The sequence below is a fragment of the Flavobacterium marginilacus genome, from assembly GCF_026870155.1.
Lineage (GTDB): Bacteria > Bacteroidota > Bacteroidia > Flavobacteriales > Flavobacteriaceae > Flavobacterium > Flavobacterium marginilacus.
In genome coordinates this window covers 4,595,176-4,617,746 of the sequence record NZ_CP113975.1, presented here as the reverse complement: position 1 = coordinate 4,617,746, position 22,571 = coordinate 4,595,176, and the positions used below count along the sequence as shown (strand labels likewise).

The 22,571-nt window shown below is 33.1% G+C and carries 24 protein-coding genes; 20 read left to right on the top strand and 4 right to left on the bottom strand.

What is annotated here, in order from left to right; genetic code table 11:
- Positions 1-30: 30 nt before the first annotated feature.
- The 12 genes from gcvH (at position 31) to OZP07_RS19205 (ending at position 9,040) form a co-directional block, all read left to right on the top strand.
- Positions 31-411 carry a glycine cleavage system protein GcvH gene (gene gcvH, locus OZP07_RS19260; protein WP_194641898.1) on the top strand — a complete coding sequence of 127 codons (381 nt, stop codon included), beginning with the start codon at positions 31-33 and terminating at the stop codon, positions 409-411.
- Positions 404-799: a VanZ family protein gene (locus OZP07_RS19255; RefSeq protein WP_281636376.1), complete on the top strand. Its 396-nt coding sequence runs from the start codon at positions 404-406 to the stop codon at positions 797-799. Before gcvH ends, OZP07_RS19255 begins: the two co-directional genes overlap by 8 nt.
- A 99-nt stretch (positions 800-898) precedes the next feature.
- Positions 899-1,642 carry a deoxyribose-phosphate aldolase gene (deoC, locus tag OZP07_RS19250; RefSeq protein ID WP_281636375.1) on the top strand — a complete coding sequence of 248 codons (744 nt, stop codon included), beginning with the start codon at positions 899-901 and terminating at the stop codon, positions 1,640-1,642.
- 16 nt (positions 1,643-1,658) lie between these two features.
- Positions 1,659-3,773 carry a gliding motility protein RemB gene (locus tag OZP07_RS19245; protein ID WP_281636374.1) on the top strand — a complete coding sequence of 705 codons (2,115 nt, stop codon included), beginning with the start codon at positions 1,659-1,661 and terminating at the stop codon, positions 3,771-3,773.
- A gap of 168 nt (positions 3,774-3,941) precedes the next feature.
- Complete coding sequence (cyoE, locus tag OZP07_RS19240; RefSeq protein ID WP_281636373.1) at positions 3,942-4,844, top strand: heme o synthase; 903 nt, start codon at positions 3,942-3,944, stop codon at positions 4,842-4,844.
- A 2-nt stretch (positions 4,845-4,846) separates the two neighbouring features.
- Positions 4,847-5,434, top strand: coding sequence for a cytochrome c oxidase subunit 3 (locus tag OZP07_RS19235; RefSeq protein ID WP_194641893.1), 588 nt, complete (start codon positions 4,847-4,849; stop codon positions 5,432-5,434).
- A 42-nt stretch (positions 5,435-5,476) separates the two neighbouring features.
- Positions 5,477-6,451: a cytochrome c oxidase subunit 3 gene (locus OZP07_RS19230; RefSeq protein WP_281636372.1), complete on the top strand. Its 975-nt coding sequence runs from the start codon at positions 5,477-5,479 to the stop codon at positions 6,449-6,451.
- A gap of 16 nt (positions 6,452-6,467) precedes the next feature.
- Positions 6,468-6,818: a cytochrome C oxidase subunit IV family protein gene (locus tag OZP07_RS19225; RefSeq protein ID WP_281636371.1), complete on the top strand. Its 351-nt coding sequence runs from the start codon at positions 6,468-6,470 to the stop codon at positions 6,816-6,818.
- A gap of 82 nt (positions 6,819-6,900) precedes the next feature.
- Positions 6,901-7,554 carry a hypothetical protein gene (locus OZP07_RS19220; protein WP_281636370.1) on the top strand — a complete coding sequence of 218 codons (654 nt, stop codon included), beginning with the start codon at positions 6,901-6,903 and terminating at the stop codon, positions 7,552-7,554.
- Positions 7,541-8,227, top strand: a complete 687-nt coding sequence (locus tag OZP07_RS19215) for an SCO family protein (protein WP_281636369.1) — start codon at positions 7,541-7,543, stop codon at positions 8,225-8,227. The genes OZP07_RS19220 and OZP07_RS19215 overlap by 14 nt, the downstream gene beginning before the upstream one ends.
- 23 nt (positions 8,228-8,250) lie before the next feature.
- Positions 8,251-8,790, top strand: coding sequence for a DUF420 domain-containing protein (locus OZP07_RS19210; RefSeq protein ID WP_281636368.1), 540 nt, complete (start codon positions 8,251-8,253; stop codon positions 8,788-8,790).
- Positions 8,783-9,040: a hypothetical protein gene (locus tag OZP07_RS19205; RefSeq protein WP_194641887.1), complete on the top strand. Its 258-nt coding sequence runs from the start codon at positions 8,783-8,785 to the stop codon at positions 9,038-9,040. The genes OZP07_RS19210 and OZP07_RS19205 overlap by 8 nt, the downstream gene beginning before the upstream one ends.
- A 111-nt stretch (positions 9,041-9,151) precedes the next feature.
- Here OZP07_RS19205 and OZP07_RS19200 read toward each other — a convergent pair whose 3' ends face one another.
- Entirely contained in the window at positions 9,152-10,567 is a 1,416-nt protein-coding gene (locus tag OZP07_RS19200; RefSeq protein WP_281636367.1) for a DUF4403 family protein, read from the bottom strand.
- A 165-nt stretch (positions 10,568-10,732) separates the two neighbouring features.
- Here OZP07_RS19200 and OZP07_RS19195 point away from each other — a divergent pair, with 165 nt between their 5' ends.
- The 7 genes from OZP07_RS19195 to tsaB all read left to right on the top strand — a co-directional run bounded on the left by OZP07_RS19195 (position 10,733) and on the right by tsaB (position 18,678).
- Positions 10,733-11,434, top strand: a complete 702-nt coding sequence (locus tag OZP07_RS19195) for an ABC transporter ATP-binding protein (protein ID WP_194641885.1) — start codon at positions 10,733-10,735, stop codon at positions 11,432-11,434.
- The gene (locus tag OZP07_RS19190) at positions 11,427-12,671 is read left to right on the top strand and encodes an ABC transporter permease (RefSeq protein WP_194641884.1); all 1,245 of its coding nucleotides are present in this window, start codon (positions 11,427-11,429) and stop codon (positions 12,669-12,671) included. The genes OZP07_RS19195 and OZP07_RS19190 overlap by 8 nt, the downstream gene beginning before the upstream one ends.
- 2 nt (positions 12,672-12,673) lie before the next feature.
- Positions 12,674-13,939, top strand: coding sequence for an ABC transporter permease (locus OZP07_RS19185; RefSeq protein ID WP_194641883.1), 1,266 nt, complete (start codon positions 12,674-12,676; stop codon positions 13,937-13,939).
- Between the two features lie 41 nt (positions 13,940-13,980).
- On the top strand, positions 13,981-15,099 hold the full coding sequence (locus OZP07_RS19180) for an efflux RND transporter periplasmic adaptor subunit (protein WP_194641882.1): 1,119 nt from the start codon (positions 13,981-13,983) through the stop codon (positions 15,097-15,099).
- A 78-nt stretch (positions 15,100-15,177) separates the two neighbouring features.
- Positions 15,178-16,554, top strand: a complete 1,377-nt coding sequence (locus OZP07_RS19175) for a TolC family protein (protein WP_194641881.1) — start codon at positions 15,178-15,180, stop codon at positions 16,552-16,554.
- Positions 16,555-16,560: 6 nt separating this feature from the next.
- A complete protein-coding gene (locus OZP07_RS19170) occupies positions 16,561-17,856 on the top strand; it encodes an efflux RND transporter periplasmic adaptor subunit (RefSeq protein ID WP_281636366.1) in 1,296 nt (431 codons plus the stop codon).
- Between the two features lie 150 nt (positions 17,857-18,006).
- Positions 18,007-18,678 carry a tRNA (adenosine(37)-N6)-threonylcarbamoyltransferase complex dimerization subunit type 1 TsaB gene (gene tsaB / locus OZP07_RS19165; RefSeq protein ID WP_194641879.1) on the top strand — a complete coding sequence of 224 codons (672 nt, stop codon included), beginning with the start codon at positions 18,007-18,009 and terminating at the stop codon, positions 18,676-18,678.
- 6 nt (positions 18,679-18,684) lie between these two features.
- On the opposite strand, the gene OZP07_RS19160 is transcribed toward tsaB, so the two are convergent.
- Positions 18,685-19,512 carry a mechanosensitive ion channel family protein gene (locus tag OZP07_RS19160; RefSeq protein ID WP_194641878.1) on the bottom strand — a complete coding sequence of 276 codons (828 nt, stop codon included), beginning with the start codon at positions 19,510-19,512 and terminating at the stop codon, positions 18,685-18,687.
- A gap of 78 nt (positions 19,513-19,590) precedes the next feature.
- Complete coding sequence (locus OZP07_RS19155; RefSeq protein WP_281636365.1) at positions 19,591-20,178, bottom strand: hypothetical protein; 588 nt, start codon at positions 20,176-20,178, stop codon at positions 19,591-19,593.
- A gap of 350 nt (positions 20,179-20,528) precedes the next feature.
- On the opposite strand from OZP07_RS19155, the gene OZP07_RS19150 reads away from it, so the two are divergent.
- Positions 20,529-21,509: an IS30 family transposase gene (locus OZP07_RS19150; RefSeq protein ID WP_281635297.1), complete on the top strand. Its 981-nt coding sequence runs from the start codon at positions 20,529-20,531 to the stop codon at positions 21,507-21,509.
- 160 nt (positions 21,510-21,669) lie between these two features.
- Here OZP07_RS19150 and OZP07_RS19145 read toward each other — a convergent pair whose 3' ends face one another.
- Positions 21,670-22,563: a NifU family protein gene (locus OZP07_RS19145; RefSeq protein WP_281636364.1), complete on the bottom strand. Its 894-nt coding sequence runs from the start codon at positions 22,561-22,563 to the stop codon at positions 21,670-21,672.
- Between the last annotated feature and the right edge of the window lie 8 nt (positions 22,564-22,571).

The following is a 22,571-nucleotide window of genomic DNA, read 5'->3' as shown; positions in this document are numbered from 1 at the left end:
AAATAATTATTAATTATCAATTATCATTTTATGAGCATACCAGCAAATTTAAAGTACACTAAAGATCACGAATGGGTAAGTCTTGAAGGCGATGTTGCAACCGTGGGAATTACACATTTTGCGCAAAAAGAGTTAGGAGATATTGTATATGTTGAGGTAGAAACATTGGATCAGACTTTAGATAAAGATGAGGTTTTTGGTACAGTTGAGGCAGTAAAAACAGTATCTGATTTATTTCTTCCGTTATCAGGAGAAATTATTGCTTTCAATGATGCTTTAGAAAGTGCTCCGGAAAGCGTAAATTCAGATCCATATGGTGATGGATGGATGATTAAGGTGAAAATATCCAATGCTTCTGAAGTGGAACAATTACTTTCAAGTGAAGAATATAAAGAACTTATAGGTGCCTAAAAAATATATTCTGTTTTTAATTGCTTTATTTTGGGCAGGAGTAATTGCTTATTTTTGCTTAGTAAAATCTAGTGATCTTCCAGTTGTAAATATTTCAAATATTGATAAGTGTATTCATACTTTTTTTCATTTTGTATTTACATTCGTGTGGTTCCTGTTTTTTAGAAAGCAGTTAAAATTTAAATACGATTTAAAGCCTTTATTGTTTTCTTTATTACTGTCGGTGGTTTTTGGATTGTTAATCGAGCTGTTGCAGGAATTGTTTACTTTGACAAGACATGCCGATGTTTTGGATGTTGTTGCTAATTTGACTGGAGCAGTATTGGCAGTTTTAGCAGTGCTGATTTGTAATAAATTGAATATTTTAAGTTCTATATTAAAAAATTAATTCCCACTTCGGTGGGTTTTTTTGCTTCTGTTGCGGCTTGTTTGAAGCCATTTCATCCGAATAACGTAATTTTGTCTTTTAATTTCTTAGATTGTGAAAATGGATATTAAGAATTATTTAGATTCTACCTATTTAAAAACAAATAGTCAGGCTGGATTAAGCGAAAGTGAAAATAAAGCTGTGGCTAAAGATTTTATTCAGGAAGCGATAGACGAGGGATTTAAACTGATAATGATTCGTCCTGATAGAGTTGCTTTGGCTAAAAAAATGATTGCTGATGCTGATTCAAAAGTTTTAATAGGAACGGTTATTGATTTTCCTGAAGGAACATCTTCTATCGATAAAAAGCTGGAGGAAGCATTTGAGTGTATTCAAAACGGTGTTGATGAGCTGGATTATGTTTGCAATTATGAGGCCTTTAAGGCTGGAAATACTGATTTGGTTAAAGATGAAGTTTTAAAAGGCACTCAGCTGGCACTGAATAATAACAAAATTGCAAAATGGATTATTGAAGCGGCAGCATTGAATAATGTTCAAATCGCAGCGATTACTGCATTAATAAAAAATGTGGTTATTGCTAATTTTAGTCCTGAATCATATGGTTCTGTTTTTGTAAAATCATCAACGGGTTTTTATAAAACTGAAAACAATCTGCCTAATGGCGCTACCATAGCTTCAATTACAATAATGCTTGAAAATGCAGGATCGCTTCCTGTAAAAGCGGCTGGCGGTGTAAGAACTTATAATGAAGCTGTTGAAATGGTTGGGCTTGGAGTGAAACGTATTGGCACATCGGGAGCAAAAGCAATTGCAAAAGGAGAAGAAACTTCTTCGGAATATTGATTTTATACAAAATAAAATGATTAAAAAAGTACTAACTCTTCTTTTAATTTTTTCTGCATTTGTAATAAATGCACAAACTCCGGATAATAAAAATTCTGAATCTTCGGATGAACGTTTTCCTGTTTTTTCAAATTGTAAAAATTTAGAAAATCAAGATTTGGAAAATTGTTTTTATAATGAAGTACAGCAGTTTGTATTTCAAAATTTCCAAGTGCCCGAAAAATTAAAGCAGAGCCAATATAAAGGAACTGTAAAAGTGCTTTTTGAAGTTAATTCTAAAGGTAAGTTCGAAGTGCTATTTGTAAATTCAAATAATGAAGAACTGATAGCCGAAACCAAAAGAGTTTTTGGAAGTTTACCTCAAATAGATCCGCCAACTTATAATGGAAATCCAACGTATTCGAAATTTAATATAAGTATTGCGATACCATTATTGTCTCCCGAAGAGATAGCGGCAGCTGCAAAAGCTAAAAAAGAAAATATCAATGTTAATGCAGGTTTGACAGAATTAGACAGCATTGTTTACAAACGTTTTGATAATCCTCAATTTACAAGTCATTTAAGTATTCCTTTTTCTCATAGTTATTATGCTCAGTTTGATGAGGCTATGAATAAAGTTGGAAGTAATAATCATACTGCATCAAAGCCTTATACTTATTCTGAAGTTGAGAAATATTATAATTTTCAAAAGGTCAATGCGAATTTAATGAAGAATAAAACGAGCTGGTGGGGACGAAAAACATGGAATGAAAATTTAGCCGAAATTCAAGGAGAAGGGTATTGGTTTGCTGTAAATTTTTTATTTAATGTTCAAGGCGGAATTTCTAACCCTAGTAAAAGTGATTATACATATGTAAATACAAGAGCTCTTAATTTTAAAGCTGGTCTTGGATCCCGTTTTAATTTCACGACAACTTTTTATGAGAGCCAAGGACGTTTTGCCGATTATTATAATGATTATGCTAATTCAATAAAGCCGTCTGGCGGGAATCCTGCAATTGTTCCTGGAATAGGTATTGCCAAGCAATTCAAAACAGATTCTTATGATTTTCCTTTGGCAGATGCCAATATTACGTATAATGCCGCTAAGTTTTTGGATCTGCAGTTAGGATATGGTAAAAATTTTATTGGAGATGGATATCGTTCGCTGTTATTAAGTGACGGAAGCAGTCCGTATCCTTTTTTTAAGATTAATGCCAATTTTTGGAAAGTTAAATATACTGTAGATTATATCTGGCTGAAGGATGTTCGTCCTGATGTCACAGTAGATAAAACCTATGCAACAAAATATGCAGTAAATCATTATTTGAGCTGGAATGTTTCAAATAGACTGAACTTAGGTTTTTTTGAATCTGTTGTTTGGACTAATACAAACGGAAGAGGTTTTGATGCTAATTTTGTAAATCCGGTTGTTTTTTATCGCGCTGTTGAGTTTTCTTCTTCTTCCAAAAGCGGTAATGCTCTTTTAGGACTGACTTCTAAATATAAATGGAATAATCAGGTAAATCTTTATGCGCAGCTTCTTATTGATGAATTTTCTACAGGTGATATTTTTGCCGGAGAAGGAAGCTGGAAAAATAAATTGGGCTATCAGTTTGGAGCAAAATATTTCAAGGCTTTTAATGTTGATAATTTAACACTGCAGTTAGAGTTCAATCATGTGCGTCCTTATGTGTACTCACATAGTGAGCCAATTACAAATTATGCTCACAACAACCAGAGTTTGGGACATCAATGGGGAGGGAATTTTCAGGAATTGGTTTTGTTAGGTTATTATACTAAAGATAGGTTTTATGCTAATGCTAAGCTTACTGTTGGCACGCGCGGTTTTGATTTTGATACTGCAGCTGATAAGTTCAACTACGGGCAAAACATTTACAAAGACTATGATTTGAATAGGCCTTATGATAAAGGTGTTAAAGTTGGGCAAGGAAATAAAACGAGTGTTTTTATTTCAGAAGTTCAAGTGGGTTATTTAGTAAATCCTGCCACTAACTTTAAATTTTTCGGAAACTTTTTATTTAGGAATTTTGATCCGACAGCTAATACTGCGACTGTTTTTAAAAATCAAACAACTTGGTTTACAGTTGGATTTAGATCAGATGTTTTTAATTGGTATTTTGATTATTAGTTTTATTGGATCATAAACAAAGAATTGAAACTCAGTAATTACTAATTGTGCCGTAAAAACCGACTAAAAAAATATCTGTTATTTCAAATGTATAATTCATAGACTGTTTTTGAATCTTACTTTGTATATTTGCAGCAGTTTTCAAAAAATACACCAATTTTATCTGCATTGAGTACAACATCAAACCCTATTTCGTTCAAGTCTATTTATATTGATTTTAAGGCAATTACAAAAGCTGGATTAGCTATAAGTGTTGTTTTTTCTTCAATTGCAGGTTATGTTCTTGGATTTGATGACACTCATTCTTTTAGTTTCTTGATTTTGCTGAAACTGGCAATTGGAGGATATTGTATGGTTGGGGCTTCCAATGCTTATAATCAGGTTATAGAAAAAGATTTGGATGCTCTGATGGACCGTACCAAAAATCGTCCTGTTGCATCTGGAAGAATGTCTCCCCGTTTGGCATTGATTGTAGCAAGTTTCCTTACGCTTTTAGGAATAGCTTTACTGTATACGATAAATCCAAAATCGGCCATGTTTGGTGCAATTTCGATTTTTTTATATACCAGTATTTATACACCGCTGAAAACATTAACACCGCTTTCTGTTTTTGTTGGTGCTTTTCCTGGAGCAATACCTTTTATGTTAGGATGGGTTGCTGCTACAAATGAATTTGGGATAGAAGCAGGAACCTTGTTTTTGATTCAGTTTTTCTGGCAATTTCCTCATTTTTGGGCTATTGGCTGGTTTTTATATGAGGATTATGAAAAGGCAGGTTTCTTTATGCTGCCTACTGGCAAAAAAGATAAAGGAACTTCACTGCAGATTATTTTGTACAGCGTATGGCTGATAATCGCATCATTGTTGCCTGCGTTGGGATATACAGGGCGTTTGTTTATTTCGCCGATAGCTGCAGTTTTGGTGTTATTTCTTGGACTTTGGGTTCTTTTTTATGCAGTTCGTCTGTATCAGATAAAAACAGCAAAAGCAGCGCGAACATTAATGTTAGTTAGTGTTTCGTATATAACGTTATTACAATTAGTATATATAGTAGATAAATTTTTAAGATAATTATGGAAGTTACAATGACAGCCGAAGATTATAAGTCAAGAACGGCAAGATCGTACAAGCTGATTTTACTGTTCGCTATGGTGAGCATGACAATGATGTTTGCAGGTCTCACTAGTGCCTATGTGGTAAGTCAGTCAAGAGCAGACTGGCTGAAGGATTTTCAATTGCCATCTGGTTTTTATTTTAGTACTATAGCTATTATTGGATGTAGTGTTACATTTCATTTAGCTAAAAAAGCAATTCAAAAAGACAATCAAAAGAAGACTACGTCGTTGCTTTTGGCTACTTTGGCTTTGGGTATTGCATTTGTAGTACTGCAGTTTGTTGGTTTTGGACAGATAGTAGAAAACGGGTATTATTTTACAGGAAGTGCAAGTTCTATTACTACAACATTTTTATACATTGTAGTAATTGTGCATTTATTGCATCTCGCTGGAGGTATGATATCATTGCTGGTTATTATTTATAATCATTTTAAACAAAAATATAATTCAACTCAAACTCTTGGAATAGAACTAGGTGCGATGTACTGGCACTTTCTTGATTTCTTGTGGGTTTATTTATTTTTATTTTTATATTTCTTTAAATAAGAAAAAAACGTAAATTTGGGAACTTTTTAACGAATAACTTTTATGGGAGCGACAGTTACTACTGCAAATAATGAAAAAACTTGGGGAGGCGGAAATGAGCCAATGGGAGCAAGTTATGGTAAATTGATGATGTGGTTTTTTATCGTATCGGATGCCTTAACATTCTCTGGATTTTTAGCAGCTTACGGGTTTTCTAGATTTAAATTTATTGAAACTTGGCCTTTGGCCGATGAGGTGTTTACACACTTTCCATTTTTACACGGTGTATCTGCACCTATGTATTATGTGGCATTAATGACTTTTATTTTGATTTTCTCATCTGTAACAATGGTTTTAGCTGTTGATGCAGGACATCAGATGAAAAAGGATAAAGTAGCCCTTTATATGTTTTTAACAATCATTGGAGGTCTTATATTTGTTGGTTCTCAAGCTTGGGAATGGAAAAATTTTATTAAAGGAGAATATGGTGCTGTTGAAACTACAGGAGGAAGTCTGCTTCAGTTTGTTGATAAAGAAGGACACCGTATTGCTTTAGAAGATTTTGCTGCTAAACTACCTGTTGAAAGAGAACAGTTATCTAGAGCTAAAGCAAAATGGTTTATGGAAGAATCTTCTATTCCTAGTTATACAGTTGCTGAGGTTCAGGCTGGTTTTAAAGCACATCCTGAAGTTTTGGTTAGAATTGAAACTTTAAATAAAAACAAAGAAAAAATTGTTCTTTCAAGAGAAGATTCTCAAAAGCGTTTAGATCAGGCAAAATTAGTAATTGAAGGAGCTAATCTTACTCATAATGAATATGGAAGCAAGCTTTTTGCTGATTTCTTTTTCTTTATCACTGGTTTCCACGGATTCCACGTATTTTCAGGTATCGTAATCAATATTATTATTTTCTTTAATGTTCTTTTAGGAACTTATGAGAAAAGAGGAAGTTATGAAATGGTTGAAAAAGTGGGGTTATATTGGCACTTTGTTGATTTAGTTTGGGTATTCGTATTCACATTCTTCTATTTAGTTTAATTTTAGATTTATTATTATGTCACACGAACATGTTTCTAACACAAAAAGAATCTGGACTGTTTTTGGAATTCTTTCTTTTATCACAACTATTGAGGTTGGTTTTGGTATCATCCGGCCAGATGCTCTATATATGCACAATTTTTTAACAATGAGTTTGTTGAACTGGTTGTTTATCATATTAACATTGGTTAAAGCTTACTATATCGTATGGGCTTTCATGCATATGGAAGGAGAGGAAAGATCATTAAGAAATGCAGTTGTTTATCCTTTAATTTTCTTAGTTTGTTATCTGCTTTTTATTTTATTGACTGAAGGAGATTATGTATTTGAGGTTTTTAAAAATTCTACAATTAAATGGAATTTTTAACTAGATATTAATTCAATATAAAAGGTGTCCATATTAGTGGATGCCTTTTTTTATTTTAATACAATAAATTTTATAATATCTAATGAAAAAAAATATTGTTCTTTTTGTGTTGTTTATATTACCTATCGTAGCATATCTTTTTTTTGCTTCGGGGGTTAATAGTTTTACAAAATTGCCAGTTATTACACCAAAGATTTCTGATTTTGGTAAATGGAAATCTCTTAATGGTGAAAAAGTAACTTTGAATAACAAAATCACAATTCTTGGTTTTTCGGGTACAGAAATTCTTAAAAACAGAGGTAATTATTTCAATTTAAATGAAAAGATTTACCAGCGTTATCATGATTTTAAAGATTTACAGTTTGTTGTCGTAGCTCCATTGGGAACAGAGGAAGAAGTTAAAAGTGTACTTAGTGCTTTGGGAACTTTTACAGATGTGAGTCAATGGCATTTTATTTTTACTACTCCTGAAGAGATTAAATTATATTACAGCGGACTGAAATTAAAAGGTAATTTAGATGCAGATTTAGGAACTTCTTATGTATACATTGTAGATAAGGAAAGGAATTTAAGAGGAAGAAAAGAAAAGAAAGATTACAAAGAAGGATACAGTACGTTTCATCCGGCAGAATTAAGTAATGAAATGCTGGATGATTTTAAGATTATCCTTTATGAATATAGAGCAGCATTAAAAAAGAATCATAACGCAACAAAACAATTAGATGTTAAAAAATAAATCATACATAGGGATTTCTTTTATTATATTGGTTTTTGGGATATATGCTATTCCAAAAATTGTTGATAGAGTAGAAAAAAACAGTATTGTTCAAGGTGACCGTTTAGATAAAGTGGACGGTTCTAAAGAATCTGATCAAAAGTTGGTAAAAGTTGGACCAGCTCCAAAATTTGAACTAATAAATCAGGATAACGTAAAAATTTCTAATGATTTTTATAAAGGGAAAGTTTATGTTCTGGAATTTTTCTTCGCAACCTGCCCGTCTATCTGCCCAAAAATGAATGCCAATATGGTGACGCTGCAGAATACTTTTTTTGGAAACCCAAATTTTGGTATTGCTTCGATTACTATAGATCCAGAGCATGATACTCCAGCTGTTTTAAAAGAACACGGAGAATTGTTAGGAGCGAAATCGGCGAACTGGAATTTCCTGACTGGTGACAAACAGTATATCTATGATTTATCTAATAAAGGTTTTAATATTTATGTTGGTGAAAACAGCAAGGTGCAGGGAGGTTTTGAGCATTCTGGACTTTTTGCTCTGATAGATAAAAATGGTAATATAAGATGCAGGAAAGATGATTATGGAAATCCTATTTTATATTATGATGGGTTAGAAAAAAAGGGAGTTAGAGAAATTCAGCAGGACATTCAGATTTTGCTCAAAGAATAAATTAAAGAAGAGATTAGTATACAATGGAAAATAATACCGTAGAACAAAAATATAATAAATGGATTGTGCTGTTATCAATAGCTATTCCTGTTGTGGTTGCCGTTCTTTTTAAAGTGAAGTTAAAAGATTTTGGGTTTGATGTGGTGCCATTAACGTTTTTGCCTCCTATTTACGCAGCAATAAACGGAATAACAGCAATACTGCTGGTTTCGGCCGTTATTGCAATTAAAAACGGAAACAGAAAGCGTCATGAGCTGTTGATGAAAATGGCTATTGGATGTTCCGTTGCTTTTTTAGCAATGTATGTAGTCTATCATATGACTGCGGAGTCTGTTAAATACGGTGGAGACGGAATATTGAAGTATGTATATTTCTTTATTTTAATCACGCATATATTTTTATCAGTTGTTATCATTCCATTAGTTTTGATAACTTATGTTCGTGCGTTAGCACATAAATTTGACAAACATAAAAAAATTGCAAAAATTACTTTTCCAATTTGGCTGTATGTTGCCGTGACTGGAGTAATTGTGTATCTAATGATTTCGCCGTATTATGTTTAAAATTATAAATTTCAAAACTCAAATTTCAAAATCCAAGATTAGAACTGTTCTTTTTGGAATCTGTTTTTTCTTTATTGGAGCGTCATCACATGCCCAATGCGCAATGTGCCGTGCGGCTTTGACTGGTGATGAAAACAAAACACAGGCGGCAGCTGTAAATGACGGAATCGTTTATCTTATGGTGATCCCATATGTACTTGTAGGTGGTCTTGGTTATTATATTTATCAAATGAAAAAAAAGAAACAGTGATTTTTGGCATTAATTATTTGCTTTGAATCGAATAGTATAAAATTAAATAAGGCTCAAAAAACTTTTTTTGAGCCTTATTTTTTCTGAATACTTAATTTTTTAACTGCTTTCCTATTTCAGTCCGTCAATTGAAACGTTTATTACACCATTTACTTTTATAAAAGCAATAATAGCTTGATTTGTCAGCTGTGTTTTCTCAAACTGAATGTCATCCATTTTTCCGTTAATGAAAACACCAGGCATAGGGGAATAATTTTTTAAGTAAACAGCCATGCTTTGTTTGGCTTCGTCTAGATTTTGTTTAATTGAATAACGGCAGCTTTCCTGCATCTTTTTTAATATGATTCCTTGAGCCAGCCAGTTAGCGGTTCTCATTAATCTGCTTTTGGTATCTAAAACATAATCTAATTTATCAAAATAGATTTCTTTGGCAGTGTCGTTATATTGAGGAATTCCATTTAGATAAACGGTTCCGTTTACAGCCCCTAAAAGATCCAAAGCAATAACAATTTTTCCGTCTTTATGCCAAATCGCAACATTTTTAACTTTTACTTTTTTGCTTCCTGAGCCAAATTCCTGTCCGACAAAATTTGCAGTCATTATTCTCGATGCTTCTTGATAAGTCGAAACGGCTGCTATGTTAGCTGTGATTTGTTCTGGAATTTTATCTACAGCTTTTAGTGTAATTTTGTTTTTTTCAAATTTTGATTCAGGTTTTTTGCCAATCAATGTCTCCATATTGCATTTCATGCCCATGTTAAGTAAAAATGAATCATTTTTAAGTTTAGCATTTGTTGAATATACTTCTAAAGGCACAATTCTAAGCCAGCTTTTATATTCTTGACTCATCTCAAAAGGTGTGCTTATTTTAGAAATTGCATCTAAAACATTTGGCTTGAAATCCATAGAATCTTCAATTGCTGTGTCTATGCTTTTTTCTATTTGTGATTTAAAAAGACTTACTGCCGGATTAATAAGGTAAGTTACCGGCATGTTTTTACCAAAAACGGTCATTGTTGGGCTTTCTACCCAGTCAAGAGATTTTAGACTTGTTTTGGAGCTAAGCTTCCAGTTGTTTAAGCTCACACTGCTCAACAATGTAATTACTCCGTTTAGATTAAATTCCTGATTTTTGTATAAATCAACTCCCATGGTTTTTGTCCCGATTCGGTATTTTACCCAAACTTTTAACGGTAAAACAGTTTTTATTTTTTCACCCTCTTTGCCATGGTCATTAACGATGGTTATTGGAGCCTGTTTCCAGACTTTTATTTCAATATTGTCATCTTCAATCTTGTTGTCTTCATAGATTAATCCGTTTAATAGAGTGTTTGTTTGGTTTTCAATATCCTTTAGTTTAATGCTGACCGGCAGATTGATAAACGAAGGAGTGCTTGTGTAAGTTAATGGTACAGCATCGTCTGGTTCAGGTTTTAAGGCTTCAATTTTTTGAGAGACAGAAGAACAGCTTATGTTTAAAGCTGATATTGCTGTGAAAATAATTAGGGCAGATAAATATTTTTGCATTTGTATGTTGTTTTTTACGGCAAATTTAATTAAACAAATATATTTTTTAAATGCAGCTGTAACATTTTTGTCGGAAATAAGTCTTATGTATTGAATTGATAAGCAGTATTTTTTTTCTTATTGATTTTTTGGACTTAGTTATTATGTTTTAAAAGATAGGCAATCATGATTGAAATTAAAGACTTACATAAATCATACAAAATGGGACATACTGAACTGCATGTTCTAAAAGGAATTAATTTCAATATCAAAGAAGGTGAATTGGTTGCTATTATGGGTTCGTCAGGTTCCGGTAAATCTACGCTGCTGAATATTTTAGGAATTCTTGATGAAGCCGATTCCGGACTTTATACTTTGGATAATGTGCCTATTAAAAAATTAAACGAAACTGTTGCTTCAAAATACAGAAACCAATTCCTTGGTTTTGTTTTTCAATCTTTCAACTTGATAAGTTATAAAAGTGCATTGGATAATGTAGCTCTGCCGTTGTATTATCAGGGGATAAAAAGGAAAGAACGCAATGAGATTGCAATGAAATATTTAGAAAAAGTAGGTTTGGCTTCGCATTCACACCATTTGCCAAGTGAACTTTCCGGAGGACAAAAACAGCGTGTTGCAATTGCCAGAGCTTTGGCTTCAAATCCAAAAGTATTATTGGCAGATGAGCCAACAGGGGCATTGGATACATTGACTTCTTATGAAGTGATGGAATTGATACAGGGAATTAATGACGAAGGAAAAACTATTTTGATAGTGACCCACGAGCCTGATATTGCTGCAATGTGCAAAAGAAATGTAGTCCTCAAAGATGGATTAATCATTGATGATAAAATGGTAGAACAAGTTAGAGCTTCTTCTTATGTTTAATATAGAGCGCTGGCAGGAAATATTTGAGGCTATCGCCAAGAATAAACTGAGAACTTTCCTCACTGGAGTTTCGGTTGCTTCGGGTATCTTTATTTTGGTGATTTTGCTGGGAGTTGGTAAAGGATTGCAAAATGGAATTGAAAAGCAATTTGAAAGAGATGCGGCTGGTGTAATTGAGGTTTGGTCCGGAACAACAACCAAAGCCTACAAGGGATTAAATCCTGGAAGAGAAATCCAATTTAGAAATAGCGATTTCGATCTTGCAGTTCAAAAATACGGTGACCAATTGGATAAAAATGGAGCTACTGCTACTGGCTGGGGAATTACCGTAAGTTATGGAAAGGAATCAGGAAATTATCAATACAGAGGTGTTAACACAGACGGTATGGAAATAGAAAATGTATCAGTTATAAAAGGCAGGTACATTAATGCAAATGATTTGAAAAACAATGTAAAAGCAGCTGTGATTGGACAAAAAGTCAAATTAGATCTGTTTAAAGAAAAAAATCCTATAGGAGAACAAATCACTGTGGCGAATATCAATTTTAAAGTTGTTGGAGTATTTACTGATCCTGGAGGGGAAAGAGAAGAAAGTAGAGTATTTGTACCTTTAACTACAGCACAGCAGGTTTTTGGATTAGGAGATAAAATAAGTTATATGGCTTATACTATGAAAAAGAAAGACACTTATGAGGAAGCTGTAGCCGAGTCCGAACAATTTAAAAATGATTATGGAAAATTATTGAGAAGTAAAAATGGTGCTGCTCCTGATGATGAAAGTGCTGTTGGAATTTTTAATTCTGTTAAAGAAGCCAAAAAGTTTTATGATTTAAATCTTTATATCCGATTGTTTTTTTGGTGGGTTGGAATATGTACGATCATTGCAGGTGTTGTTGGCGTAAGTAATATAATGATGATTATTGTAAAAGAACGAACTAAGGAAATTGGTATTCGAAAAGCACTTGGTGCTTCGCCAGTTTCAATTATTCTAATGATTTTGCATGAGTCTATTTTTATTACTACTATTTCTGGATTCATTGGATTATTAACAGGATTGGCTCTTTTAGAATTGGTTGGTCCCCATGCGCAAAGCGAGTATTTTCAGAATCCGCAGGTCGATTTTACTGTTGCGACATCAACCTTAATTGTTTTGGTCGTTGCAGGGGCTTTAGCAGGATTTGTTCCAGCTTACAGAGCAGCAAAAATTAGACCTATTGTAGCACTTAGAGACGAATAATTATGTTTGACAGAGAAAATTGGAACGAAATTTTAGAAGCTTTAACTGCTAATACATTCCGAACGCTGCTTACAGCTTTTGGTGTGTTTTGGGGAATATTCATTTTGGTGATATTATTGGCTGCATCCAATGGTTTAGAGAACGGTGTCAAAAAAGGATTTGATGGTATTGCTACTAATACCATGTTTATGTGGACACAGACTACATCAAAACCATATAAGGGATTACCTAAAACCAGAAGATATGATTTTAAAAATAGTGATGTTGATGCTTTAAAACAAAAATTTCCTGATTTATTGTATGTTTCTCCCCGTAATCAGTTAGGTGATTTTAATGGAGTAAGTAATGTCGTTAGAGGGACTAAAACGGGAGCTTATACTATTTATGGAGATTATCCTGAACTAGTAAAGCAAGAGCAGATGGATATTGTAAAAGGACGTTTTGTAAATCAGCAGGATATTCTTTTGAAACGTAAAGTGACTATAATAGGGCAGGGTGTAATTAATGAATTGTATAAAAATGCCGAAGAAGTAATGGGGACTTATATTAAAATAAATGGAGTCAACTTTATGGTAGTTGGAGTATATAAGTCGAAAGGGCAGAATAATGGAAATGCTGAATCGGCCCAGAAAAATATTTTCATTCCTTTTACTACATTTCAGCAGGCTTTTAATTTTGGAGATAAAGTAGGCTGGATGGCGCTTACTGCAAATGATGATGCCTCGATTACCGAACTTAGACCTGGAATTCTGGCGTTTATGAGAGAGAGACATTCTATTCACCCTGACGATGAAAGAGCTGTAGGTAATTTTGATCTATTTGCCGAGTTTCAAAAAGTGCAGGATTTGTTTATGGTACTTAAATTCATTGCCTATTTTGTTGGCACTTTAGTACTATTATCAGGTATTATTGGAATTTCAAATATCATGCTGATTGTGGTGAAGGAACGCACCAAGGAAATAGGAATTAGAAGGGCATTAGGAGCAACTCCCGGTGCTATTCGATCCCAGATATTATTAGAAGCAATCTTTTTAACAATAATTGCAGGTATGTTTGGAATTGCAACAGCTACTGGTTTAATTGCTGTTTTGAACATGATTTTATCCTCAATGCCATCAGAAGGGATGATGTTTGTTAATCCTAGTGTAGATTTAGTGGTTGTTTTTATAGCCTTGTTAATATTAGTGGGTTCTGGATTGTTAGCAGGTCTTATTCCTGCCCAAACTGCCATAAATGTCAAGCCAGTAGAAGCATTACGAACAGAATAAAAGTCAATCAAAAAATAATAATCGAATAAAAAATTTATAAAATGAAAAAAGGAGTAACCATAACCATATTGATTCTAATTGCAATAGTTTTTTTCGGGGCACTGTATTATTTATATGCCAAAAATCAGGAATCTCCTATCGTTTTTGAAACAGATAAAGTAGAAGTAAAAACTATTGTAAAAAGCACGCTTGCAACTGGAAATATTGTTCCTGATGAAGAGGTATTGATCAAGCCAAATATTTCTGGAATTATTGATGCAGTATTTATTAAAGCAGGAGAGTCTGTTAAAGCAGGTGATATGATTGCCAAAATTAGAGTGGTTGCCAATGTTTCTAATTTGAGTAATTCTCAAAATCAGGTGAAAACGGCTCGAATTGAATTAGATAACCAGGAGAAACTGTATCACAGACAAAAAACATTATTTGATAAAGGAGTTATTTCTGCTAATGATTTTGATGCTGCACAATTGGCTTATAATCAGGCAAAGCAAAACTATAGTGCATCAATCCAAGGATTTGATATCGTAAAAACCGGAACAAGTTCGGGATTAGGAAATTATGCCAATACATTGATACGATCTACTGTAAACGGAATGGTGCTAGACGTTCCTGTTAAAGTTGGAAACCAGGTTATTGAAAGTAATAATTTTAATGAAGGAACTACTATAGCGAGCGTTGCCGATATTGGAAGAATGATATTTGTTGGTAAAGTAGATGAATCTGAAGTTGGAAAGATAAAATTAAATATGCCTATCGAAATTACAGTTGGAGCAATTGAAAATAAAAAGTTTACTGCTGTTTTGACCTACATTGCACCAAAAGGGAAAACCGAAAACGGAGCTATTCAATTTGAAATTAAAGCAACTTTAACCAATAAAGATGATACTTTTATTAGAGCTGGATTAAGTGCGAATGCATCAATTATCCTTGAAAAAGCAGATAAAGTACAGGCAGTAAAAGAATCATTAGTTCAATTTGATAAAAAAACTTTAAAGCCGTATGTTGAAGTTCAGGTAAGCGGACAAAAGTTCGAAAGAAAAGACGTAACACTTGGTGTAAGTGACGGAATCTATGTTGAAGTAAAAAGCGGTATTAAAGCTTCGGATAAAATCAAAGTTTGGAATCAGGGATTGCTAAAAACAGAAGAAGTAAAAAAGTAAAACTCTAAAATAGCTTTTGATATAAAAAATAAGTTAAATATGCGTGGTTTTCTTATTACGCTTTTATTCCAATTAAAAATGAAAAAAATAAATTGTATAAAAATTGCTTTGGTATTCCTGATTGGATTCTCCTCTCAGGCACAAACTAAAGTATGGACTTTAGAAGAGTGTGTGAGATATGCATTAGATAATAACATTACGATAAAAAATTCGGAATTAGATCTTGAAAATGCTGATATTAATAGAAAAGATGCGTTTGGTAATTATCTTCCATCAGTAAATGGAAATGCTTCTCATTCTTGGAATATTGGTCTGAATCAAGATGTTACAACCGGAGTTTTACGTAATCAGACTACTCAGTATTCATCAGTTGGGATAAGTGCAGGAATTGATATTTATAAAGGTTTACAAAATCTAAATACGTATCGAAGAGCAAAATTATCAGTTATTGCATCTAAATATCAATTATTAAAAATACAGGAAGATGTTTCGCTTAATGTAGCGAATGCCTTTCTTCAGATTTTATCTTTTAAAGAAGATTTAAAAGTTAAAAAAGAACAATTAGCTATTGATGAAAAACGTTTAAAACGTTCTGAAGAAATGGTAAATGCCGGAACAATCCCTAGAGGTGATTTGTTTGATTTAAAAGCTACTATAGCGACTGATAAACAAAATATTACGGTTTCTGAGAATAATTTGCTAATTTCAAAATTAAGTTTAGCACAGCTTTTACAATTAAAAGAATTTGCAGATTTTGATGTTGTGGATGATACAAATGTTAAGGATGAAAATAATATTATGTCTCAAAAACCAATTGATATTTATAATAAAGCAAAAGAAACAAGAACTGAATTAAAATTAGCACAAACTAATCTTGAAATAGCTGAAAAAAATGTTGCTATTGCTAAAGGAGCATATCAGCCAACTTTGAGTTCTTTTTATGGTTTTAATACAAGGGCTAGTTATAGTGATCAAATTAAATTTGATGCAAATAACAAACCATATACTGTTGGCCCGGATCCAATATTTAACCAGTTTAGTAATAATAAAGGTCACAACTTTGGGTTTCAATTAAGTGTGCCAATTTTTAATGGTTTCTCTGTTAGAAATAATGTAGAACGCAATAAAGTAAGTTTAGAAAAATCTAAAATAGATTTAGAACAGAAAAGTTTAGATTTGCAGCGTAATGTTTATACAGCATTTACAGATGCAAAAGGAGCTCTTAATACGTATGAGTCAGCTACAGTTGCTTTGGAGGCGAGACAACAGTCATATAACTATGCTAGAGAAAAGTATGATGTAGGATTAATGAATTCTTTTGATTTTACGCAGGCACAAACATTGTTGACAAATGCTCAAACAGATGTTATAAGAACAAAATACGAATACATGTTCAGAATAAAAATACTTGAATTCTATTTCGGAATTCCAATTGTCCCAATTACCAAAAAATAGTTTATTATGTCAAAAAAAACAATTTATATCATATTAGGAGCAGCAGTAGTAATTATTGGATTATTAATAGGGCTTTCAAAAGCAGGAGTTATTGGAAATAAAGATAAAGGGAAGGAAGTAGAAATTGCCAATGCAGAAACCGGTACAGTAGTAGAAACGGTGTCTGCAACGGGTAAGATCCAGCCTGAAATTGAGGTTAAAATTGCCTCTATGGTTTCTGGCGAAATTATTGATCTGCCTATAAAAGAAGGACAGGTTGTCAAAAAAGGTGATTTATTAGTTAAAATAAATCCCGATTTATATACGTCTGGATTGAACAGGAGTGTTGCAAATCTGTCAGGTTCGAAAGCAGGTTTGAGCCAGTCTGATGCATCATTTAATGAAGCTAAGGCAAATTACGAAAGAAATAAAACACTTTTTGAGAAAGGAATCATTTCTAAATCAGACTGGGACAAGGCGGTTTCTTCGTTTGAAGTTGCAAAAGCTAATAAACAATCTGCATATTATAATGTTCAAAGTGCTTCGGCAACTGTAAATGAAGCTAAAGATAATTTAGGAAGAACAGTGATTTACGCGCCTGCAGACGGAACAATATCTGTATTAAATGTAGAGCTTGGCGAAAGAGTTTTGGGAACACAGCAGATGGCCGGTACCGAACTTTTGAGAGTTGCTAACTTAAATAATATGGAAGTTGTGGTTGATGTTAATGAAAATGATATTGTGAAAATAAAAGTGGGCGATTTGGCTAATGTAGAAGTGGATGCTTATTTGAAAAAACAATTTAAAGGAGTTGTTACAAGCATTTCTAATTCTGCCAGTACGGCTTTAACAGCAGATCAGGTGACTAATTTTAAAGTAAAAGTTAGAATTCTGAAAGATTCGTATAAAGATTTAGTGGTAGGAAAACCTGCTTCTTATTCTCCATTTCGTCCAGGAATGACTGCGACAGTTGATATTATCACGACTACAAAAACAAATGTAGTTAAAGTTCCGATAAGTTCTGTTGTGGTAAAATCTGATACAACAGCAGTTAAAACAGGACAGGCAGACGGTCCTGAATCTGATGAAAAAAAGCCAGCTCCTAAAAGTGATAAAAAACTGGAATGTGTTTTTGTAAAAGTGGGTGATAAAGCCAAAATCAAAATCATAAAAACAGGAATCCAGGATGATACTAATATTGAAGTGTTGTCAGGGCTTAAAAAGGGAGATGTGGTAATTACTGGACCTTATACTACAGTTTCTAAAGAATTAAACTCTGGTGATAAAGTATTTGTTCAATCTGAAGAGGGTAAGAAAAAATAGTTTTAATTACGGGTTTTTTCCAAAAAGAATAAAACACTTCTTGAAGTATTCAGGAGGTGTTTCTTTTTTTATAAATATTTCAAAAATCGAAGTAAATTTGCAGGAAGCAATTTGCAATCTAAATTCAATAATTTAAAATCAGCAATCAAAGTGTCTTATATCCTCAATATTGAAACCGCTACCAAAAATTGTTCTGTTGCCTTGGCAAAAAACGGAGAAACCATATTGTGCAAAGAAATTGCCGAAGAAGGATATTCTCATGCAGAACGGTTACATGTTTTTATTGAAGAAATTATCAGTGAAGCTGGTATTCAATTTAAGGATTTGGCTGCAATTGCCGTGAGTCAGGGGCCTGGCTCTTATACAGGTTTGAGAATAGGAGTTTCCGCAGCTAAAGGTTTGTGCTATGCGTTGAATATTCCATTGATAGCGGTAGATACTCTGCAGGCATTGGCTTCTAAAGTTAAAATCTCAGAAGGATTAATTGTCCCAATGATTGATGCCCGCAGAATGGAAGTTTATAGTGCTGTTTTTTCAGCAGATTTGAATAAAAAAAGAGAAGTTTTGGCAGAAATTATTACTGAAAATTCTTTTGAAGATTTTACCGAGAAAGTATATTTTGTTGGAGATTGTAACGAGAAGTGCAAAGCCGTTTTAACAAAAGACAATTTCGTTTTTTTAGATGAAATTAAGTATCCATCGGCTAGTGAAATGAGCGCTTTGAGTTTTGATAAATACAAAATAAGCGACACTGTAGATGTCGCTTATTTTGAACCTTATTATTTGAAAGACTTTTTAATTGCCAGTCCTAAAAAAAGTTAGGATTCATTATTTGTTGTTGTTCGATAGTTCTGAAACATAAGGCTGGAAAGTAATACCTGCATTATCAAAGGCCAATTTACAGTCTTCTAAAGTCGTTGCAACAACACTACTGAAATCTTCGTTTTTAGCCCAAGGTCTTACAGCCAGTTGAATAGAACTATCTGTTAAGTTTTTAACTGATACTTCTGCGGCAGGTGAAGGCAATACTTTTGGATTGTCAGCCAAAGCTTTAGTTATAATGTCCTTTGCTTTTTTTAAGTCGGTTCCATAAGATATTGAAATGGTCAAATCGGCCCTTCTTGTTCCCTGCATCGAATAATTAGTAATGATTCCGTTTGACAAAGAGCCGTTTGGAACAAAAATGGTCTGGTTGTTTCCGGTTACCAATTTGGTAACAAAAATTTGTATTTCAAGTACAGTTGCCATAACTCCCTGAGCTTCGATAGTGTCTCCCACTTTGAAAGGTTTGAAGAGAATAATCAAGATTCCACCGGCAAAATTAGACAATGAGCCCTGCAGCGACATACCAATTGCAAACCCCATAGTTGCCAGAATGGTAACGAATGAAGTAGTTCCGATGCCCAGTTTATCGATGACGGTTACAAATAACAGTCCTCTTAAAACCCAAAGTAAAATGTCGGCCAGAAATTTGGATAATGTTGGATCCAAATTTCGTTTAATCATTAATTTTCTAACAAGTCTATTGATTATTCGAATTGCATAGAGTCCAATAAATAAAATAATAAGAGCAGAAATAACCTCAGGGGAATATTCTGCTATTTTTTTTATGAAAAAATCGGCGTAAGTGGAAATGTAATTTGGATCTAAGGTCATATTTTAATTCATGAAATTCTCTATGAAGAGAGTTGTATATTGAACTGCAAAAATACGATTTTATATTTTTTATAAAAGCTATTCGTGATCTTCTTCTTCCTTTTTTAATGGAGTTTCAACAGTGTTTGGGTCAGAAGAAATTGTTTCTTCGTTGTGATTATCTAAGGTTTCAGTTTCTTTTGTTTTAGCATCGTTTATAATTGATTCTGCTTTTTCGATATATGGAGCCGCTGCCTCTTTTGCTTTGGCGAGAGCATCTTCTATAAAAGTTTCCGCTTTTTCTGCATGCGGCGCTGCAGTTTCTTTAATTTTGTTTACAGCATCTTCTATAAAGGCTTCTGCTTTTTCTGCATGAGGAGCAGTAGTTTCTTTGAATTTGTTTACTGCATCTTCTACGAAGGCTTCAGCTTTTTCTAAATGAGGTGCGGCGGTTTCTTTGATTTTAGTTACAGCTTCTTCTGCAAAAGCTTCTGCTTTTTCTGCATGCGGAGCAACTGTTTCCTTAATTTTCTCTACTGTTTCTTCTACAATGGCTTCTGCTTTTTCTACATAAGGCTGCGCATTTACTTTGGTTTCCTCAATAGCTGCTTCTGCATGATCAATTATTTCGTTTGCTGTTTCTTTGGCTGAGCCAAATAAATTTTTAAAGAATGATGATAGTCCCATGGTTTTTATTTAAAGTTAATGAGTCAAAAGTACCTTTTTTTTATGATTCTTTGAATATATTTTAAAGTAAAACGCTGCAAATCAATTTTTTTATATGGCTGTCTGCAAATAATACCATGTATTTTTTTCGCCACTGATTACACAGATTTTCACAGATTTCAGTACTTTTTTTTAATCTGTGTAAATCTTTTTAATCTGTGGCTAATTTGATTTGTTTGGTATCTTAGATTCAAGTAATAAATGCAACGTGAAAAAAAACTCTAGTGTTATTCTTTTGACCTAGGTCAAAAGAATAACACTAGAGTTGGCGAAAAAATCATCATATCTTTGGGTTGCAACACTCAAAATAGATGGCACATTTAACGTTAGAACAAAGATACAAAATAGAAGTATATAGAAATGCCGGTATCAGTATTTCCGAAATTGCTGAATTGGTAGATAAAAACAAATCAGTTATTTCTCGAGAAATAAAACGTAATTCTGATCAAAGAAGTGGTGTTTATAAAGCTGTTTTGGCGGATAAAAAAGCTTTAAACAGGCATAAGGTTAAGATCAAAAAATGCACTTTAACCTCAGAAGTTGAAGCAAATATTTTGTTTTATTTAAAGCAAGATTACAGTCCTGAACAAATTGTTGGCAGAGCAAAAATTGACAAAAGAGCAATGGTTTCTAAAGAAAGAATCTATCAATATATTTGGGAAAATAAACGCAAAGGAGGACTCTTATATAAACATCTTAGGACCAAGGGTAAAAAGTATAAAAAAAGAGGACATTTAAAGGATAAAAGAGGACTTATTATTGGTAGGGTCGATATTAGCGAGCGTCCAAAGATTGTAGAAAAGAAAAGTAGATTGGGCGATTTAGAGATTGATTTGGTCATTGGTAAGAATCACAAAGGAGCGTTACTAACTATCAATGACAGAGCCTCTGGAATACTTTTTATGGGAAAAGTAGAAAGCAAAGAAGCTAGTGCAATACAGCAGAAAACAATTGAATTATTGAAAGATTGGAAACCAATAATCAAGACCATTACTTCGGATAATGGAAAGGAATTTGCCAATCATCGGGCCATTGCAGAAGATTTAGATATCGATTATTATTTTGCCAAACCCTACCATAGCTGGGAACGAGGAGCCAATGAAAATTTAAACGGATTAATAAGACAATATTTTCCTAAAAAATCTAACTTTGAAAACATCGAAGAACAACAAATAAAAACAGTAGTTAATACATTAAACAACAGACCCAGAAAAAGATTTGGCTATAAAACACCTAATGAAATTTTCGCCGAAAAAATCAATAAATTGAATACTGTTGCATTTATATGTTGAATCCACCTATTAGTTAAGGATAGTCATATTTTTTTTAAAATAAACTTGTTCGAATCTGATTGAAAATTAAATCGTATTAGCGGCAGTGTTCAGGCAGATATTTTTTGTGGCATAAAAAAAGCGTCTCATTTCTGAAACGCTTTTGAATGTTTTTTGACATTTAGACAGCTTCGACTTTGATTCCTTCATCATTCAGCATGCTCTTCAGCATATTTTCAATACCGCTTTTTAACGTAAAAGTAGAAGATGGACAGCCATTGCAGGCTCCCTGCATAATTACTTTTACTGTTTTTGAATCACCATCATAAGAGTCAAAAAGGATATTTCCGCCATCGGCAGCAACTGCCGGTTTTACGTATTCTTCTAAGATATTGATGATTTTTTGAGAAGTTTCGTCAAGGGAATCAAATGATTCATCTTTGGCTTTTTCGTCTTTAACAATGTTTTGAATTAAATTTTCGTCAAGAACAGTTCCGCCGTTTTCAATAAATTGTTTGATGAAAGTTCTTAACTCCAGTGTGATATCCTGCCATTCATTAATATCATATTTTGTAACCGAAATATAATTTTCGTCAATAAATATTTCCTTTACATATGGAAATTTGAATAGTTCTGTTGCAAGCGGTGAAGGCGCACTTTGATCTATGTTTTTAAATTCAACTGCATTTTTTGTAATCATTTTATTGACTACAAATTTTAGCGCTGCAGGATTTGGAGTAGACTCGCCATAAACAGTAATTGCTTGTTTTTTTGGTTTGTTTTCATCAGCGTTAACAATAACTCCGCCTTTATTTACATAGGCTTCTATCTGTTCAGCAACTGCTTCTTTTACATCGTCCCATTCTACTATGCTGAATCTTTCGACAGCAATAAAATTTCCTGATATGTATACAGTTTTTACAAACGGCAGATAAAAAAGCTGCTGTGCAAGAGGAGATGATTTGGCTTCGTCTATGTTCTTGAATTCGTAATTTTCATTTTGAGTGATGAAGTCTGGAAACTCAAATTTTATAATAGTCGGATTTTGTGTTTCTTTTATCGTTATTTTAGTCATGATTCGTC

What these genes read in the sequence shown, in the direction of transcription:
- OZP07_RS19195 (WP_194641885.1), top strand. Translation starts at nt 10,733, where the DNA reads ATGATTGAAATTAAAGACTTACATAAATCATACAAAATGGGACATACT.
- OZP07_RS19185 (WP_194641883.1), top strand. Translation starts at nt 12,674, where the DNA reads ATGTTTGACAGAGAAAATTGGAACGAAATTTTAGAAGCTTTAACTGCT.
- OZP07_RS19225 (WP_281636371.1), top strand. Translation starts at nt 6,468, where the DNA reads ATGTCACACGAACATGTTTCTAACACAAAAAGAATCTGGACTGTTTTT.
- OZP07_RS19150 (WP_281635297.1), top strand. Translation starts at nt 20,529, where the DNA reads ATGGCACATTTAACGTTAGAACAAAGATACAAAATAGAAGTATATAGA.
- OZP07_RS19200 (WP_281636367.1), bottom strand. Translation starts at nt 10,567, where the DNA reads ATGCAAAAATATTTATCTGCCCTAATTATTTTCACAGCAATATCAGCT.
- OZP07_RS19170 (WP_281636366.1), top strand. Translation starts at nt 16,561, where the DNA reads ATGTCAAAAAAAACAATTTATATCATATTAGGAGCAGCAGTAGTAATT.
- OZP07_RS19160 (WP_194641878.1), bottom strand. Translation starts at nt 19,512, where the DNA reads ATGACCTTAGATCCAAATTACATTTCCACTTACGCCGATTTTTTCATA.
- OZP07_RS19190 (WP_194641884.1), top strand. Translation starts at nt 11,427, where the DNA reads ATGTTTAATATAGAGCGCTGGCAGGAAATATTTGAGGCTATCGCCAAG.
- gcvH (WP_194641898.1), top strand. Translation starts at nt 31, where the DNA reads ATGAGCATACCAGCAAATTTAAAGTACACTAAAGATCACGAATGGGTA.
- OZP07_RS19215 (WP_281636369.1), top strand. Translation starts at nt 7,541, where the DNA reads ATGTTAAAAAATAAATCATACATAGGGATTTCTTTTATTATATTGGTT.
- OZP07_RS19145 (WP_281636364.1), bottom strand. Translation starts at nt 22,563, where the DNA reads ATGACTAAAATAACGATAAAAGAAACACAAAATCCGACTATTATAAAA.
- OZP07_RS19235 (WP_194641893.1), top strand. Translation starts at nt 4,847, where the DNA reads ATGGAAGTTACAATGACAGCCGAAGATTATAAGTCAAGAACGGCAAGA.
- OZP07_RS19180 (WP_194641882.1), top strand. Translation starts at nt 13,981, where the DNA reads ATGAAAAAAGGAGTAACCATAACCATATTGATTCTAATTGCAATAGTT.
- OZP07_RS19175 (WP_194641881.1), top strand. Translation starts at nt 15,178, where the DNA reads ATGAAAAAAATAAATTGTATAAAAATTGCTTTGGTATTCCTGATTGGA.
- OZP07_RS19230 (WP_281636372.1), top strand. Translation starts at nt 5,477, where the DNA reads ATGGGAGCGACAGTTACTACTGCAAATAATGAAAAAACTTGGGGAGGC.
- OZP07_RS19155 (WP_281636365.1), bottom strand. Translation starts at nt 20,178, where the DNA reads ATGGGACTATCATCATTCTTTAAAAATTTATTTGGCTCAGCCAAAGAA.
- OZP07_RS19245 (WP_281636374.1), top strand. Translation starts at nt 1,659, where the DNA reads ATGATTAAAAAAGTACTAACTCTTCTTTTAATTTTTTCTGCATTTGTA.
- OZP07_RS19205 (WP_194641887.1), top strand. Translation starts at nt 8,783, where the DNA reads ATGTTTAAAATTATAAATTTCAAAACTCAAATTTCAAAATCCAAGATT.
- deoC (WP_281636375.1), top strand. Translation starts at nt 899, where the DNA reads ATGGATATTAAGAATTATTTAGATTCTACCTATTTAAAAACAAATAGT.
- OZP07_RS19210 (WP_281636368.1), top strand. Translation starts at nt 8,251, where the DNA reads ATGGAAAATAATACCGTAGAACAAAAATATAATAAATGGATTGTGCTG.
- OZP07_RS19220 (WP_281636370.1), top strand. Translation starts at nt 6,901, where the DNA reads ATGAAAAAAAATATTGTTCTTTTTGTGTTGTTTATATTACCTATCGTA.